General features: G+C 38.0%; 11 protein-coding genes, 6 tRNA genes and 5 other RNA genes. 1 reads left to right on the top strand and 21 read right to left on the bottom strand.

Going from position 1 to position 17258, the window contains the following annotated elements:
* Positions 1 to 59: 59 nt before the first annotated feature.
* From JOC76_RS13830 to JOC76_RS13925, 20 genes are all read right to left on the bottom strand, one after another.
* Positions 60 to 2042, bottom strand: a complete 1983-nt coding sequence (locus JOC76_RS13830; RefSeq protein ID WP_205178432.1) for an NAD(P)/FAD-dependent oxidoreductase — start codon at positions 2040 to 2042, stop codon at positions 60 to 62.
* A gap of 186 nt (positions 2043 to 2228) precedes the next feature.
* Positions 2229 to 2558, bottom strand: a complete 330-nt coding sequence (locus tag JOC76_RS13835; RefSeq protein WP_205178434.1) for a DUF1904 family protein — start codon at positions 2556 to 2558, stop codon at positions 2229 to 2231.
* 145 nt (positions 2559 to 2703) lie between these two features.
* Positions 2704 to 2789, bottom strand: an RNA gene (gene ffs, locus JOC76_RS13840) — signal recognition particle sRNA small type.
* Positions 2789 to 2860, bottom strand: a tRNA-Asn gene (locus JOC76_RS13845). The genes ffs (JOC76_RS13840) and JOC76_RS13845 overlap by 1 nt, the downstream gene beginning before the upstream one ends.
* 33 nt (positions 2861 to 2893) lie before the next feature.
* A tRNA-Thr gene (locus JOC76_RS13850) sits at positions 2894 to 2969 on the bottom strand.
* 231 nt (positions 2970 to 3200) lie between these two features.
* Positions 3201 to 4778: a 2,6-beta-fructan 6-levanbiohydrolase gene (gene levB, locus JOC76_RS13855; protein WP_372441952.1), complete on the bottom strand. Its 1578-nt coding sequence runs from the start codon at positions 4776 to 4778 to the stop codon at positions 3201 to 3203.
* Positions 4779 to 4856: 78 nt separating this feature from the next.
* On the bottom strand, positions 4857 to 6332 hold the full coding sequence (gene sacB, locus JOC76_RS13860; protein ID WP_205178436.1) for a levansucrase: 1476 nt from the start codon (positions 6330 to 6332) through the stop codon (positions 4857 to 4859).
* 179 nt (positions 6333 to 6511) lie between these two features.
* Positions 6512 to 7807 (bottom strand): ABC transporter substrate-binding protein, encoded by a 1296-nt coding sequence (locus JOC76_RS13865; protein ID WP_205178437.1) that lies wholly within the window; start codon positions 7805 to 7807, stop codon positions 6512 to 6514.
* 44 nt (positions 7808 to 7851) lie between these two features.
* Entirely contained in the window at positions 7852 to 9036 is a 1185-nt protein-coding gene (locus JOC76_RS13870) for a response regulator transcription factor (RefSeq protein ID WP_239557724.1), read from the bottom strand.
* A gap of 23 nt (positions 9037 to 9059) precedes the next feature.
* On the bottom strand, positions 9060 to 10853 hold the full coding sequence (locus JOC76_RS13875) for a cache domain-containing sensor histidine kinase (RefSeq protein WP_205178439.1): 1794 nt from the start codon (positions 10851 to 10853) through the stop codon (positions 9060 to 9062).
* Positions 10854 to 11312: 459 nt separating this feature from the next.
* An RNA gene (gene ffs, locus JOC76_RS13880) (signal recognition particle sRNA small type) lies at positions 11313 to 11398 on the bottom strand.
* Positions 11398 to 11469, bottom strand: a tRNA-Asn gene (locus JOC76_RS13885). Before JOC76_RS13885 ends, ffs (JOC76_RS13880) begins: the two co-directional genes overlap by 1 nt.
* A 31-nt stretch (positions 11470 to 11500) precedes the next feature.
* Positions 11501 to 11862: a transfer-messenger RNA gene (gene ssrA / locus JOC76_RS13890) on the bottom strand.
* 9 nt (positions 11863 to 11871) lie between these two features.
* Positions 11872 to 11962: transfer RNA gene (locus tag JOC76_RS13895), tRNA-Ser, on the bottom strand.
* Positions 11963 to 12120: 158 nt separating this feature from the next.
* A complete protein-coding gene (locus JOC76_RS13900) occupies positions 12121 to 13314 on the bottom strand; it encodes a nucleoside transporter C-terminal domain-containing protein (protein ID WP_205178441.1) in 1194 nt (397 codons plus the stop codon).
* 218 nt (positions 13315 to 13532) lie between these two features.
* Positions 13533 to 14771 (bottom strand): serine/threonine transporter SstT, encoded by a 1239-nt coding sequence (sstT, locus tag JOC76_RS13905; protein WP_205178443.1) that lies wholly within the window; start codon positions 14769 to 14771, stop codon positions 13533 to 13535.
* A 497-nt stretch (positions 14772 to 15268) separates the two neighbouring features.
* Positions 15269 to 15354, bottom strand: an RNA gene (gene ffs / locus JOC76_RS13910) — signal recognition particle sRNA small type.
* A tRNA-Ser gene (locus JOC76_RS13915) sits at positions 15354 to 15425 on the bottom strand. Before JOC76_RS13915 ends, ffs (JOC76_RS13910) begins: the two co-directional genes overlap by 1 nt.
* Positions 15426 to 15456: 31 nt before the next feature.
* Positions 15457 to 15818: a transfer-messenger RNA gene (ssrA, locus tag JOC76_RS13920) on the bottom strand.
* Positions 15819 to 15829: 11 nt separating this feature from the next.
* Positions 15830 to 15920 (bottom strand) — tRNA-Ser (locus tag JOC76_RS13925).
* Between the two features lie 313 nt (positions 15921 to 16233).
* Between JOC76_RS13925 and JOC76_RS13930 the strand changes: the two genes are divergently transcribed.
* Positions 16234 to 16725 carry a CBO0543 family protein gene (locus JOC76_RS13930; protein WP_205178445.1) on the top strand — a complete coding sequence of 164 codons (492 nt, stop codon included), beginning with the start codon at positions 16234 to 16236 and terminating at the stop codon, positions 16723 to 16725.
* Positions 16726 to 16830: 105 nt separating this feature from the next.
* Here the strand turns inward: JOC76_RS13930 and JOC76_RS13935 are convergent, their stop codons facing one another.
* Positions 16831 to 16965 (bottom strand): BA3454 family stress response protein, encoded by a 135-nt coding sequence (locus JOC76_RS13935; protein ID WP_205178447.1) that lies wholly within the window; start codon positions 16963 to 16965, stop codon positions 16831 to 16833.
* Positions 16966 to 17258 lie beyond the last annotated feature (293 nt).

Here is a 17258-nt window from a genome sequence, read left to right on the forward strand (position 1 = left end):
TAAAATTATCCTATTTAAACATAAAAAAGCCCCCTATACTAAATAGGGAAGCTCACTGATTAATTGAACTGCATTTCACGTTGATTCGATTTGGTTGAATCGATGGAAAGAGCGGCAAAGAAACCAGCCCTTACTGCGTTACCTACCTTTCCGATACAAACAACATCACCAACTAATCTAGTTTTATTCGGATATTTGGCTCGGATTAGATGTGATAATTCAGCATTTGGTTTCATACCAAAAGCATTAATGATGGTATCTGCTTTGATGAAGACCTCTGTACCATCTTCTTTCATTGCACACAAGCCATTTTTCTCAAAAGAAAGAACACGATGTCCAGTTAAAGCCTGAACTTGATATTTGCTGAGCATGGGCATTAAAGAAGCGGAGTTAATGAAAAAAACCTCTGGTGCTAGCGTATTCTGCATTTCCACAATGCTTACCTTTTTGCCCTCCATTGCCAACTCTAGGGCAAGATCACAGCCAGTTAAACCGCCACCCGTTATAACGATCTCATCACCTTTAACTAATTCTCTTTTCAAATGAGCATTAATCGCTCCAATCACATTTTCCCTATCTATCCCAGGAATTGACGGAATAACCGGTACGGCTCCAGTACCTACAATAATTTGATCACAAAGTTCTAGCGCTGGATTATCAACTGTCACTAGCGAATTTAATTTAACTGTTACACCTAGTTGAGTTAGTTGATTGTCGTACCAACGAATTAATTCACGAAGTTTATTTTTGAATGGTGGTGTAGCCGCACTTGCAATCTGACCGCCTAACACGGATTCCTTCTCAAATAAGGTAACCGAATGTCCTTGAAGTGCAGCCACTCTGGCAGCTTCTAATCCAGCTGGTCCCCCTCCGATTACCACAATTTGTTTAGGTGAAGCTGTTTTTTCTATCGCAAATCTTTTTTCATTACAAGCTTGAATATTAACCGAACAGCTCAGCTTGGTTAATCTGCCGGCTATTCTGCCAATACACTCTTCATTACAGCGAATACATGGACGTACATCTTCACGTCTGCCTTCGATTAACTTATGAGGCAAGTCAGGATCAGCAATGAGTGGGCGACCAAACATGACAAAATCAGCATCCCCTGATTCGATTAAGTTTAAGGCTGTTTCAGGAGTATGATTACCTGAGTTCAAAATAGGGATTGAAACAGCTTGACGGGCTGGTGCACAGACATAATCCATACACGCATCACCTAAATAAGCCGGTGGAAAAATATAATCAATCGTCTCATAGGAGCCTGCATCGATATCAACTGCATCTACTCCAGCTGCTTCAAGCATTTTTAACATTTCCATACTTTCATCGATGGTTCTGCCGCCATTAAAACGATGGTCACAGGATATCCTAAATAGGATTGGCATATGAGGTCCTACTGCCCCACGAATTGATTGAACTATTTCTGTTGGGAAGCGCATCCGTTTTTCCAAGGTCCCGCCATATTCATCTTCCCGTTTATTCCAAATAGGAGACATAAACTGATCAATCAGGTAACCTGCATGTCCATGGATTTCGATTGCATCAAAACCAGCAGCCTTGACCCGTTTTGCTGAATCGGCAAATTGTTTTAAAATAACTTGGATATCATCTACGCTTAAGGGACGACAGAGCATATCTGGATTAAAGGTGGATGGGATGGCTGAAGCCGAAACTGGTGGTTCCCCAAACATATTTGGAAAAGCATTTCTCCCTGTTCCACAACTAAGTTGTGCTACAATTTTGGTTCCATATTTTTGAACAGCTTCGCATACATCTGTTAACAATGGTATGACATAGTCTTTTTCTAGAATTCCTTCAAGTGATCCCTGGGCTAAATCTTCGGTTAAGAATTGGCAGCCCATAATAATCATACCCGCTCCTCCACGAGCGCGTGCTTCAAAATAATCAATTTCATCTACAGAGATTCTTCCATCAGGCGAAGCAGAGTTCGTTCCCATCGGCGACATAACAATTCGATTCTTTACTTCCATTTTCCCAATGTTAAACGGTGTAAAAAGTTTGTCATAATCTTGTATCATGAAACCATTCCTCCAACTGTTGTAAGTTTTGTTCCCAAAATCAATACTAACAGTTAAATCATGGAAAACTGTATGAGATTTATCACTAATTTTTTTGAATTATTGAGCCTTTCAAACATTGTTCAAAATTTCACAATTGATATTATAGCTTGTTAAAATTAAAAAGATCGCCTGATAGACGACCCATTATTCGAAAGAATGGCCATTTAAGTAATATGCGGATGCCAAAAATACACTAAAGGCCACTTCGAGTTCTGCAATGCCTTGTGATTGAAGATGTTTTGTGATGATGTTTGCAAATTGGTCTTTTATTTCCTGGCCTCGATCAAACCACTTTACCTCTATAAATGGAAATCCTTGGACTTCCCTATCATTAAATACAAAAGTAGATTGGACGATTTCTAGGGTAAAATTGTCGGTTTCACACTGACATAGCTCTGCAAGTTCTTCTACTAAAAGTGTACTGATTTTTTTCACTTGATCGACCGAGATTCCTTTAAAAATGAGTTGGGGCATCATTCTTTCCTCCAGAAAGGTATGTATAAGTCATTTTTATTTTAACAACTCCTACTACTTTTTCCAACTCATAAAAACATAACTGAATGAAAAAAACAAAACGCTAAATTCTATTTAATTAGAATTTAGCGTTTTGTTTTCGTCCTATGTAATAGTTCACACAATTTCACTAGTTAAGGCTGCTGCGTTCCCGCCCTGACCTAGTTCCTAGTGTCCTTGTTGAACTATGACTCCGCAGGTAGGACTCGAACCTACGACCGATCGGTTAACAGCCGATAGCTCTACCACTGAGCTACTGCGGAATAATTAGTTGTTTTGCTATCGCAAAAAAACTCTGGTGCCGGCTAGAGGACTTGAACCCCCAACCTACTGATTACAAGTCAGTTGCTCTACCAATTGAGCTAAACCGGCAAATTATTTTCTTCAAATTATGATTATATTTTACACAATTCCTGAGCGATTTACAACATTTTTTTTAAAAAGGCTGTGTTAATTTTAAATGTTTATTGCAGCGAAGGGCGGCTTCGCTTTCCGGGGGCGTGCCGGGGAGCGACCTTGGCGATGAAAGCGACTGCGGGGTCTCCCCGGCCCCGTACTCCGGTTATGATTTTAAATTCTGGGACTTGGAATCAGTCTAATCTATTACAACTTTAGATGTTTTACAACGATATTTTTAAATACTGCTGTCCCTCCTTCAGAAAAAAGCGTGATAGCTTGATCAGTTGCCTTAGGGAAAATTAAATTAGAATGAACAACCATTCCTTCATCCACGAAAACTTCTATACTTGATCGATCGATAAGAATCTTTAAATGTACATTCTTTTTGCTGACATCAAATGGCGCCTTACTCTCCAAGTACTGCTTGCTTGGATCAGGTTGACCTGTAAACGCCCGATTGACGTATGAATAATGTTGCTCGACAAAAATACCGACATCGACGTGCCGGCGTTTGTCGGCAGATTCTCTAAGCCTTATCCCAGCATTTTTGAGGTCAGTCCAAGAAATATCTGTTTCAAGCAGATAGACATCCCCTGTAATGTGGAGTGTTTTAGTGCCTTTTACTTTCAATTGTTTAATATAATCTTTTGATTTCGCCAGATTATTTATCGCTTCTATTGGCTTAGAAGTTAACACATAATTGTTTCTGCCAGTAGATTTTAGTTGAATTTCTCGAACAATCGAATCCATGCCGTTAAAACCTTCTTTCAACGTGGGGGTATGGTTGGCGTAATCCCATTTATTCATCCATGCGAGAGCATAGCGCTTTTTCAATGGATTGCTCTTTTTTTCTTCTTCAAAGGTCACACCTCCGTACCAGTCAAAACCATAATCTAACCATTTAGGTTCGAATTGATCAGGGAAGAATTCCACTCCATTAAAACTTCCTGTCCAATAGCCATATGTGTTTGGCTTGTCGATTGCTTTTCCGTTAGCGCTAGCGCCAAGTACCCATTTGAATGTTCCGTCATTTGCTTGCATTAAGTAGAAATCAGGGCATTCCAGGGTTCCGATCTTTTCCGTTAAGAAGCTGCTAAGATAGTGCCAGGATATTAAGTTGCGTGACTCATAAAACCCTATTTTTCCTCCTTCTGCCAGAACCATTACCCATTTATGATCACGACTGTCCCAGATGATTTTCGGATCTCTAAAATCCTTTGTACCCGGATTGGCCATTATCGGGGTATCACTATAAGAGTTAAACGTCATTCCGTTGTCTTTGCTGTACCAAAGAAATTGTTCCTGCTTTCCGCCGTTGGCAGAAGGCTGCGTGACAATCGCAACAATCGCGCCACGGCCAAATCCCGCGGTATTTTCCCAGTCTACAACAGCAGACCCCGACCACGGATCTCCATTTTTATTGGTATACTTCGGGATGGCAATCCCTTTATCTGTCCAGTGTAGTAAATCTTCGGATGTTGCATGCCGCCATTCGGTACCATTTCCATCTGGATAGTCTTTGTTATAAAGGTAATAGTAATGATACTTCCCTCCAAAAAAGATGGGTCTTTGCGGATCATTTTTCCATTTGTCTGGAACGGAAAAGTGGTATTGGGGCCGGTATCCATTCCCTTTGGCGGGCATTGATAAACGGTACAGTTTACTTTTAGGATGTTCTATTTTCATCTTTATTGCTTTGTTGTGTTGGTCAATTAGTAGAACAGTTACAATGGCTAGGAACAGACTATAAATTAACAAAGCGAACTTTCTTTTTTTCATCATTTATCACCACTTGATAGAAAAAAAGAAAATGCCTGCTAAAACAGTGACATTTTCTTTTTTATTTGCTTGGTTTATTGGTTAATGGTTAATGGTTAATTGACCTTGTTCAAGAATGCTATTTTGTACAACAGATGTGTTAGAACCTTTAATGTTAAGTAAAAAGCTTGGAGCAAAAGTAGAATGCTTGTCTGGATAGAAGCCTCTATTCGTCATATAACTTGTGATTACCACATTATTACCTTCAGGTTGCGGTATAGCAAAATGAGAGTAAGTAAATGTGAGATCAGCAGGATCAAGATTCATATTCAATACAAGTCCAGTTTCATTTAACGGTTTAAATGGACCATTTAAGGAATCGGCTACGAACCCTAGCATATAAACATCTTTGTCGTTAATTCCATCAATCGTCATTTTGGAACCTCTTGAATCTGTGAATAGATACCATTTATTGTTCATTTTAAATATATTGGCACGTTCGATTTCATCTGTTACTGTGTTTGACGCAATTAATGGTTTCATAACACTTTTCACTGTATAGTCATCATTTAATTCCACAATGCCTAATGCACCATTCGCTAAAGAAGCAACTTGTTTTTTAGGACTTTGTAACAGATTATTTTTTTCATTTTGGAAAAAGACGTTACTGCCGCCATAATATGCTTTATTATTGAAAGATTGATCACCTTGATAACCATCTGAGGTTCCAGTATTGGCTTCAAAGACAAGATATTTATGACCATTATCTTCAACATAGTGAGGATCTCTTAAGGTATGGTTATCACCTGAAACCCATTTGCCTTCATCGATAAATTGCTGAATATTTTGATAAACTGTACCGTCTCCGCCATCAAAGACAGATTTATGATCAGAAACTCCATCAACTTTCAGAGTGACTGCATCCGGCTGAGATAAATTAACTTGAGCAGTTGATATAATCTGGTTACCAGCGCCAGTTCCACCATCTTCAGGAGAACCTGAGTAATCTGTATAGAATAAACGGACTTTGCCATCTTTAGTTAAGGTAGCAGAACCTGACCACTCCTGTGTTTGATATTTTAGATATGGGTCATTGGGAACAAATTTATCACTATCTTTAAATACTCTTCCCGCATTTTTCCAGCTATCAATCGATGTATCACCGATCTTTTGATAGAATAAATAAATAGAAGTATCATTACTGTCTTTTGGGTCACCTGCTAAAGCGAAAACGATATGGTATCCATGATAATTTGCCGCAGTACCATCAGCATTTTGCAGTGGCCAGCTATCCCATACATCTAAATCGATTAAGTTCCCTGACTTATCATACCCTTTTGCCGAATTAATGTTTTTGATTGCTGATGCATTGAATTGAGGCACTTTAAATTGAGGACTGTTTTGTTGTCCTGGGATTTTTAGCATGTCAGCTCGCGTAATATGGGCAAAACCAAAGTCTTCCTTGTAATCCCCGCTGTTCATTTCCTGTGCAAAAATCTTCGGTCCGCCTGCTCCTACTAATATCGCAGTACTGAAGGTTACAGCAGCTGCTTTTTTCGTCAATCTTTTGAAGTTCATTGTCTTCCTCCCTGGATATGTATGAATTGGATAAGAAAGCTTGTAATCGTTTCTTATTAATGAAAATTATAGAGGAGGAAGAAAGGTTTGGGGATGGCATGGATTGATTAGAATTTCGTCTTAAATTGATATAGGGATGCTACCAAATAAATAAAGCCCCCAAACGGAGGCAAATGAATTTATTTCAAAGTGGACCTGGCCTTATCCCAGGATTTTTGAAATTCTTCTAGTAATTGCTCACGAGTAAGCTGTTTTCTTACGTACATCTGCATCGCCAGTCCGAACTCTTCTCTTACACCTACCGGGAAGTCCGGCCAATTGGAATCTAGTATTTTCCCAGCTTGGTAGTAGGCAATTACATCACGAGCCAGCGGTCCTAAATGGTCCACTTTTATATTTTTAAACGCAGGAATAAATTTGAACTCATTGGTCATAAAACTTTTCCCTTGCTTAGAGGAAACCATCCAGTTTAAGAATTTCTTAGCTTCCCTCTTCTTCTCGGGTGTGGTTTGTTTGTTGACCACCCAATAGTTCGGTACACTGACGACTAAGGCGTCATTCTTGCTTTCATCATTAATGGACATGGGCAGAAATCCGATATTCATATTTGGCGAAATCTGGTCAAGCATAGGCTGCACCCAGTTTCCCTGCTGAATCATTGCTGCTTTTCCTGTGGCAAATAAATTGACTTCCATATTGTAATCCGTGGAGAGCGGATTGGTACTTCCATATTTTAATGTAATGTCCAGAAGGTGGATGGTATCTTTAAATGTTTGATTGTTAGTAATCTTTTCTGTTCCGTTATTTAAGGCTGCTATAAAAGCGGGTGGTTCTTCCTGCCGTGCAAAGGCAATATTCAACAAATGGACACCCAGTTTCCACTCCTCGTAATAGCCGGTTGCGAAAGGCGTTATGCCTGCTTTCTGCAATTGTTTGGCTACTGCTATTAATTCAGTCAACGTTTTAGGAACGGATATAATACCTGCCTTTTTAAATAAATCCTTATTATAAATGAAACCATATCCCTCCAGGTTTAGCGGCATTCCGTAAATTTTTCGATTAAAATACATTGGTTTTAAAGCTGCTGGATAGGCATATTTAATCCATGGCTGATCAGATAGATCCTCCAAGTAGTTCTTCCAAAGGATCGCATTTTGATACCCGGTATTCGTAAAAATATCAGGACCATTGCCTGAAGAAATCTGTGCCATCAGATCGCTTAAATCGTCTGCAGCACCGCCAACCGTTTGAATCTTGATTTCTATCTTTGGATTTTCCTTTTCATAAACGGCTGCCATTTGTTCAAACTGCTTAGAAATTTCTACTTTTGGATTCCGAATATGCAGCGTAAGCTTATGTATTGGGTTTTTGGCTTCTTTTGGCTTCGGCTCTTTCACACTAGTCGTTCCACATACTGAGAGAGAAAGACTCAAGATGGTTAAACAAACCATGTGTAATCGTAAAATCCTTTTCATTCCTATCCCCCATTTATATAATAATTGGAAAATGTAGCCACGTATCAGAAGCCCCCGGTTTGTTGCTTTTTTATATCGTTTCGGTATTCAAAAGGGGTGAAACCCGTGATTTTTTTGAATAGTTTTGAGAAGTATTTCTCATCCTGGTATCCGAGCATCAGTGATATAGAAAGGATACTTTCATCCGATTCTCTTAACCTTGATTTTGCCTGATCAATACGTAGTTTCGTCATGTATTTGGACAGAGTCATGCCTGTTTCTTGTTTGAACTTTCTGGAAATATGTTCACGACTTAAGAAAAAACGGCTTGAAAGCTTTTCGAGGTTCAACTCTTCCATGTAATAGGTTTCTACATATTGAACAATATTCCGCATCCGGCAGGCATTATCTAAATCGTTTAAACGGTGAATCGCTCTGAACTGTTGATCTTCCAACTTCAATTGCAAAGCTTTATAGGAAATTGGTAAACCCTCCAATGACTTCAAAGATTCACCTTCTACAAGACGAACAGGAATTTCAAACTGCTGGCTGATCCATTCTTCAACAGATAACCAGATTCCTTTTACAGTAATCACCAAACAAAGACTATGATCATTCTGAAGTTCAAAGGCATTTCCCCATTCTTGATGTTCGAGCTCCTCGGCTAACAGCTGGATATATGGGGCCGAATGATGCATTTGGTAAAAAGAAATAAGGGTAAGATCAAATTCATCAGCCGTTGGCAGAGAAGAAGCAACTTCGGCGGGGTCGAAATACTCCCCTAGGCAAACCTCTGTGACCATTTGATTGAGACGGAGTCTTTTCACATCGTCATATACGCCCGCTTCTTTGTATTTACGGTCTGTTTCTTCATTTGCCCATGATTTTACCGCCTCCGCTAAGGTGTGATTAAAAGGCTCCGCTTCAATTGGTTTTAGTAAATAATCGAAGCTGTTGTGCTTAATGGCTTTTCTCATAAAGGAATAATCGTCAAATCCTGTTATGAAAATGATTTTGCCGGGATAAGAAATGCTATCAAGCCATTCAATCATTTCAATCCCGTTCATGCCAGGCATTTTGACATCTGTAAGAATAATCTCTGGTTTCTCCTTCTGTATGATATTTTTTGCTTCAACCCCGTTTCTTGCTTCCAAAAGCTCTGTAATACCATTACTCTCCCACTGGCCCAATTGGCGTATGACATAACGGACGTTGAACTCATCATCTACAATGAGAGTTTTCATTCCCATATTCATCTCCTTGCTGGTGATTTTTAGATTGTTTCAAGTTTGTGATTGGCAAATTTTGATTCTACAGGAATCATTAATCGAACAATAAACCCCTGTCCTTGATTGGTATCTATTTCTAGTCCTGCCTTTATCCCATAATTTAAGACCAAACGGTCATGAATATTTTTTAAACCAATATGCTCCGCTGAATAAGATCCTTCAATTGGTTTGGTATAAATATTTTTCCGAAGGATTTGCAATTCTTCAGATGTCATACTGGGTCCATTATTTTCTACTACCAGGCAGAGTAATTCTCCTTGAATTTCTCCATTTATGTTCATATGTGCATCGTAGAACCCCTCCTCATAGCAGTGTTTGAAGAAGTTTTCAACGAGCGGCTGGACTGTCATACTTGGAATGGTTAGATTAAGAATCGATTCGTCCAGATGGATCGTATAGGTCCATTCGTTCCTAAAACGCTCCATTTGTAGAGAAAGGTAGGTTTTAATATAATCCACTTCTTCTCGGACTAAAACCCATTGATTGGCCCGAATGGAATATCGCATCATTTTGGATAAAGAGGTGATTAATCCGTAGACGTTTGGCGAATGGGATCTTAGTGCAACTGCACCTATCGTTTGAAGGGCGTTAAATAAAAAATGCGGATTAACTTGGGACTTCAATGCCCTTAATTGATTGTTTCTATTTTCGATTTCCAGTTTGTACTCGCGAGCAATATGAAGATTGATCCGATTCATCATATCCTTTATGTGTTTTTCCAGGTGCCCTATTTCATCGTGTCCCTTGTCATTAAAAGGAACATTCATATTCCCTGCCTCAATGCTCTGCACTTTTCTGCTGAGTAGTTTTATGGGTCTAGTGATCATGTAAGAAATAATCCCGATCATGATAAGTCCTAAAAATCCGACCCCTATCCCCACAAGGATGTTTATATAAGCAGTCTGTCTAACATTGTGAAATATTACTTGTTCAGGTGTAATCTTTATTAATTTCCATTGACGCAATGGCCCTGACAACGATCTGGACAAGATAATCTCTTTGCCCATTTTGACGCCAGTCTGCTGAATAGATGTTATCAAATTGGATGGAACCGGTTTTCCTATCAGGTGTCGGTCACTAGCGTACATCACTTGGTTATCCGAATTTACAAGTAGTACGGATTCCTTTTCATTCTGTACAAGACTGTTACATAAGCGGGCATAGGTTTTTAAATCAATATCAAGCGTAATAATACCCAGAAATTTGTTCGAAAGTACGTCCATTACTTTATGGTGTATCGTTAATACTACTGTGTTATCAGATTGAGGAACTATAGCTGCATCATTATAGTTCTCAATCGGATGAGGGGGCTCAATTAAATACATTGAATGAGAGTGAAAAAGCTTTTTAATCGAACTTTCCTTTACTAAATCCGGCTGAGCTTTACGGGTACTGACCATAGCATTATAAACAGTAAATGATTCTTTACTTTTATTAATATAAAATCGAATCTGCCGGATTTCTTTACGCATGAGATAAAACGTTTCGATACTGTTTTTAACTGTAATGGGGTTGAAATAAATGGAATCTTGAAACCCATTTTCAAAGATCCGGAACAAATCAGGATTACGGTATGTCACATATGGGAGGCCGACTAAATCTTCAAAGTATTGTTCTAGTTCATTTGATGCTTTCTCCATTTGATTGCGGCTGACTTCTAGCTCATGCTGTTCCACGAGTTTCTTGGTATAACCATATATAAAGAAAACGGTCAAAAAATACGGAAGAATGATAAAAATTAAAAGCATTAGAAATAAGCGGCTTTGAATGCTTTTCATTGTGTGATGCTCCTTTTGTTGATGAAATCCCATTATTTAATGTAGAAAAAGATCCTATTACTCTTTTATTAAATCTAATTCTATTTAATAATGTCGTCAACATGGGCTATTTAGTAGTAAAGCAGATCGAGAATATGCTGTTTTCCTTTTAGTACGGGATTTGGCAGCGATTACGGAGTGAATTGAAAACGCTACTAGACATACGCAAAATGAAACTTAGGAACTAGTCGATGAAAGGGAGGATTGTTTCAAAAGATAGGTAAATAAGATTGATTTTTGTCACACAGGAGTCATAGAAAATGAGGTATGTGAATGAACCTATCATTTCTTAAGTATGTATTTTTCTAATATTTTACACCATAGCATACAAAATTTGGGTGGATATTAACAAATTTCAGGAATATTAACACAAAAAGCACAAAACTCACTTTGAGTTCTGTGCTTTTTTCTCTTTCGTCCTATGTAATAACCCACACAATTTCACTAGTTAAGGCTGCTGCGTTCCCGCCCTGACCTAATTCCTGGTGTCCTTGTTGGATTATGACTCCGCAGGTAGGACTCGAACCTACGACCGATCGGTTAACAGCCGATAGCTCTACCACTGAGCTACTGCGGAAAAATGGGATACTTTGTTTTTTTAAAAGTTCTAGTGGAAATGACGGGAGTTGAACCCGTGTGCAAAGATATTGCCACTTATACTTCTACGAGTGTAGTCAGTAGATTGAGATTCACTCACTTCTTTAGCCTACTGACAGGCATGGAAGCAGCTAGTCTGGTTATTCTCTTCCGTTTTCCTCAGACGGTGGATTGCGGCGTAGTCCACTTAAAATGAGTCCCTACCCTTCCACATGGACGATGGAGAGCGGAACCGCTATTAGCTGTTTTTAGGCAGCGAAAGCGAAGTTGTTGTCTTGTTTGCCAGTTATAAGGCTTTATCGTTTTTACGAGGACGAATCCCTCGACTCGCCATACAAGCTCAAACTATCCCTGTCGATACCAAGACATTCCCAAAATATAATGGCAGAGAAGAAGGGATTTGAACCCTCGCGCCGGTTACCCGACCTACACCCTTAGCAGGGGCGCCTCTTCAGCCTCTTGAGTACTTCTCTGTAAGTAAAACTTGCTCGTAAATGCCGAAGCAACTTACAAACTAAATATATCATCTCTCTTGAGGGGAAGAAAGCTGTAAATTTTGGTAGTTCAAAAGACCTACTTTTTTTTGAACCCCAATATAAAAGAGCCCAACTAATAATAGGCTCTATCATTTTCACCAGATAAACAGCCCAACGAACATGGCACTTAGAAGTGAAACGGAAATTCCGTTCACTAAAAGCTTCCAGACATTTTTTCCAATGATACGAGACTTTTCATCACCCATAATAGAAGTAATCGCTCCATATATCATTCCCACCGTACTAAAGTTAGCAAAAGAGGTTAAAAACGTTGTAATCACAGCTACGGTATGTGGTGGTAAAGAATGAATATGCTTCTTAAGATCCATCATTGCCACAAATTCGTTTGTAGCAAGTTTAATCCCCATTAGCTGGGCGACGTACATAGCATCATGACCTGACAAACCAAGAAGGAATGCAAATGGACTGAAAATCACGGAAAAAATCTTTTGGACAGTAAGTCCATGTACAAAAAATCCTAATATGCCATTAACACAAGCAGTTAACGCTACGTACCCTACCACCATGGCCATAATCACAATGACCATTCGAATTCCAACAAGCATGCTATTGGAAATGGTAGAGAAAAAATCTTTTCGTTCATTCTTAGAAGGAACATAAACAATATCTTCTTCTTTACGAACATCTATTGGATTTAACACACTTGCCAGCAATAAAGCATTTAAACAGTTTAACGGAATGGCAGCAAATACATAGGTTCCTGGAACCATACTCAAGTAAGCACCGATGATGGACCCGCTTATGCTGCTCATACTCATAATACCAAACGTAAGAAGACGATATTCGTTTAATACTAAAAGTTGTTGCCGAATAACTGCCAATGCCTCTGTATTTCCGAGGAACATCATTTGTAGTGAAAAGAAACTTTCGAGCTTAGGCAATCCAGAAATTTTGGAAATAACCCAGCCAACTTTATCAATAATAAAAATTAAGATTCCGAAATAGGTAAGGATGTCAAAGAAAGTAATAATAAAAATAATGGGCATTAAGGCACTAAAAAAGAAATCAACCGACGGATTCGCCATGGCAGATGGGAATACAAAAGAGATTCCCTGGTCAGCACAGGTAATGAGAAAGGTAAAAAACGATGCAATCTGATTGATAATCCAAGTACCAATTTTTGTTGCAAGCATAAACCAGGTTATTAGCAGTTCTACTACAATTAAACTTATAACAGAACGCCACTTTACCTTATTCTTATTAGGAGAACAAAGGAATACGAGACCAAAAACAACGATAACTCCTAGTACATTTAATAAAAAAAACATGCGACATCTCCCTATATGTGGTTCCTTTGTAGAAGTAGTTTTTTTTAAACAGAAATGCCTTAAAAAAGTAACCAGTATATAGAAATAGTCTGCCTTTCTATTTCCTCTTTATTCATTCTTGGAAATCCACTCAAGTTTAGCAAACTCCCACAAATGTCATTTCAAGATAAAAAAAGAAACGCAGTACGATTCAATGAACACACTGCGTTTCTTTTTTTTTATGATACTTTTTGAATTTGAATCGTTCTTTCCTTTTTGCGCCTCTCCTTAAATTCAGCAGTTGCAGTAAAAAGTACATCCGTCGAAGAATTTATGGCTGTTTCAAATGAATCCTGTAAAACACCGATGATAAAGCCTACCCCCACTACCTGCATAGAAACATCAGACGGAATCCCAAATATGCTGCAGGCTAAAGGGATTAGTAAAAGTGATCCACCAGCAACGCCAGAAGTGCCGCAAGCACATACAGCGGATAATAAGCTTAGGATGATTGCTGTAAGGATGTCCACATGGATGCCCAATGTATGGACTGCTGCAAGTGTTAAAACTGAAATGGTGACGGCTGCTCCTGCCATATTAATGGTAGCTCCTAGAGGAATAGATACAGAATAAGAATCTTTATTTAACTGTAAATCTTCACATAATCTCATATTTACAGGAATGTTTGCAGCCGAACTGCGCGTGAAGAATGCTGTAATTCCACTTTCCCTTAAACACTTTAAAACGAGGGGATATGGGTTCTGACGGATATTAATGAACACGATGATTGGATTGAGTACAAGAGCAACTAGAAGCATGCATCCAACCAAAACAGCAAGTAATTTACCATAGCTTAGTAAAGAGTTGATTCCATTCGTTGTAATCGAATCAATCACTAACCCCATAATTCCAAAAGGAGCAAACTTGATGATCCAACCAACCATTTTAGAAACAGCATCTGAGAAGTTCGAAATCACAGTTTTTGTTGTGTCTGAAGCATTTTTTAAGGCCATACCAAGAAGGGTTGCCCACGCTAAAATCCCAATATAGTTGGCATTATAGATTGCTTTAACTGGGTTTTCGACAACACTCAGGCATAAGGACTTAAGCACTTCTACCACTCCGCCTGGCGCCGACACGCCCTCCGCACTTTTTGTAAGGGATATACTGACAGGAAAAACAAAGCTTACAATAACAGCCATTAGCCCGGCTAAAAAGGTTCCTAAAAGGTATAAGATGATAATAGATTTCATATTTGTTTGGTGCCCTTTTTTGTGTTGAGCAATGGCCGACATAACCAAGAATAGAACCAGAACAGGAGCGATGGCTTTTAACGCACCTACAAATAAAGAACCCAAAATGACCACGGGCTTAGCGGTTTCTGGAATCGTTACTGCTAATATAATTCCAACAACCAAACCGACAATGATTTGTTTAACCAGACTGATTTGATTCCATTTTTTGATTAGATTTTTCATAGATAGTCCCCCTGAGAAGTATTAGATTTACATCCATTTAACAAAGCCATTAAAATAACTTTTCCCACTTCTTTTCCTTTGTTGGATTAATAACACGAACAAATTATTCAATTAGGTAATAAATGTTCGTTTTTATTGGATATTACAAAAAACATTAACAAATATCATTATAAGTAATTATTAGACAAATTACAATACTATCGCTATTTTGTTTACGCTAACAATTATATTCATTTAAAGTTAATAATAGCAAAACACGAACGTTCGTGAATTCTACGTCACAATCTGAACGTACAAATTCAAAAGAGGATTTAGCGATTTTTTACATACTTTTATTGCTTTACTAACAAAAACTTGAATATATTACAAATTTCGAGTGGATATAAACAAAAAATTGATTACATTAACAAAATTTGAATAGATATGAACAAATTTCAGGATATTAACAAAAAAAGCACAAAACTCACTGAGAGTTTTGCGCTTTTTCACTTTTGTTCTATGTAATAACCCACACAATTTCACTAGTTAAGGCTGCTGCGTTCCCGCCCTGACCTGATTCCTAGTGTCCTTGTTGGGTTATGACTCCGTAGGTAGGACTCGAACCTACGACCGGCCGGTTAGCAGCCGATAGCTCTACCACTGAGCTACTGCGGAAAAATGGGATACTTTGTTTTTTTAAAAGTTCTAGTGGAAATGACGGGAGTTGAACCCGTGTGCAAAGATATTGGCACTTATACTTCTACGAGTGTAGTCAGTAGATTAAGATTCACTCACTTCTTTAGCCTACTGACAGGCATGGAAGCAGCTAGTCTGGTTATTCTCTTCCGATTTCCTCAGACGGTGGATTTCAGCGTAGTCCACTTAAAATGAGTCCCTACCCTGCCACATGGACGATGGAGAGTGGAACCGCTATTAGCTGTTTTTAGGCAGCGAAAGCGAAGTTGTTGTTTTGTTTGCCAGTTATTAGGCTTTATCGTTTTAACGAGGACGATTCCCTCGACTCGCCATACAAGCTCAAGCTATCCCTGTCGATACCAGGACATTCCCATAATAAATAATGGCAGAGAAGAAGGGATTTGAACCCTCGCGCCGGTTACCCGACCTACACCCTTAGCAGGGGCGCCTCTTCAACCTCTTGAGTACTTCTCTGTAGAAAACCTTCTCGTAAATGCCGAAGCAACTTACAAATTAACTATATCATCTCACTCGAATGGAAGAAAGCTGTAAAATTTGGTAGTCCAAAAGTCCCATTCACTTCGATGATATGAACAAATTAAATGGATATAAACAAATGATCGGATAATATTAACAAATAGCTGGCTAAGGACAATAACAAAAAAGCAGTACTATTTTTGACTACCCTTAACAATATTACTTTAGTTTTAAAGCCTCATCTTTAAGTATCGAATGTAATTATTTGGAAATAATAACTCATAGAAAGTAACTGGGAAAAGGTGTATTTATGATTGGTCTTATCATCGCAATTGTTATTTTTAACTCCTGCGCTCTAAAAATAAAAAAACGATTAACTCCAAACCAAATGTATCATATCTGGATGTTTACTATTGCATTTCAATCGATCTTTGATGTTTATGTTGATTTTAAATATCATGGATATTGGTATTTCACAAAAAATGTAGATTGGCAATCATTCATTGCTCATATTTTTTTAGTCCCACCTGTGAATGTCATTTTTTTAAATTTCTTTCCCTATAAAAAGGAATTATATAAAAAAATTCTCTATATTGCCGTGTGGGAGATTCTTTTATTACTCTACGAGTCAATCGCATTATTACCAGAACCATGGGGTTTTTTCTATTACGGTTGGTGGACCATTTGGCATTCCCTTATTATTAACCCAATTCTTCTCTTAATACTGGTTGGATATTATAAGTGGGTTTGTAAATTAGAAAAGAAATCAAATCTTAATAACGAACTTAAATTTAAATTGTAGTTATCTGGGTCCAATCACAAATATCATTTCAATTATAAAAAGCCGCCATAGGCGGCTAGATACTCAGGTAAACGAAGTTTTATAAAAATTCCATATTTATGTATTTTAATTTGCCCATTGTTTTTCAACTTGCTCTTTTGCTATACGGTAAACTTCATCTTCTGGTTGGTTTTTGTCAGCTAATACGTTGGTTTGATAAACTTTTCCTTTGTAGGTTACATAGATGGTGTACTTGTACATTTTGTTCAATCTCCTTTATATCATTATAATAATTTTGAATGTTAGTTTATTCTGCTTACTAATAAATCCAATAACATTTGTTATATATCTAATAGTTTTTTTATATTTTACAAATAAAATGGAAGTGTTGAAAGCAAAAAAATAGGTCAAGATTTGACAAAATCCCACCTTTACCAAAAATAAATATCCACACTAACACCACTAACAACTGGTAAAGTCAGTAAAATCAACAAACTTCTTTATAATTTGAATCTTACATGTATGTTGGAACATTTCAGAGGATGCAGAAAAAT

Source organism: Neobacillus cucumis, assembly GCF_016908975.1.
Lineage (GTDB): Bacteria > Bacillota > Bacilli > Bacillales > Cytobacillaceae > Neobacillus > Neobacillus cucumis.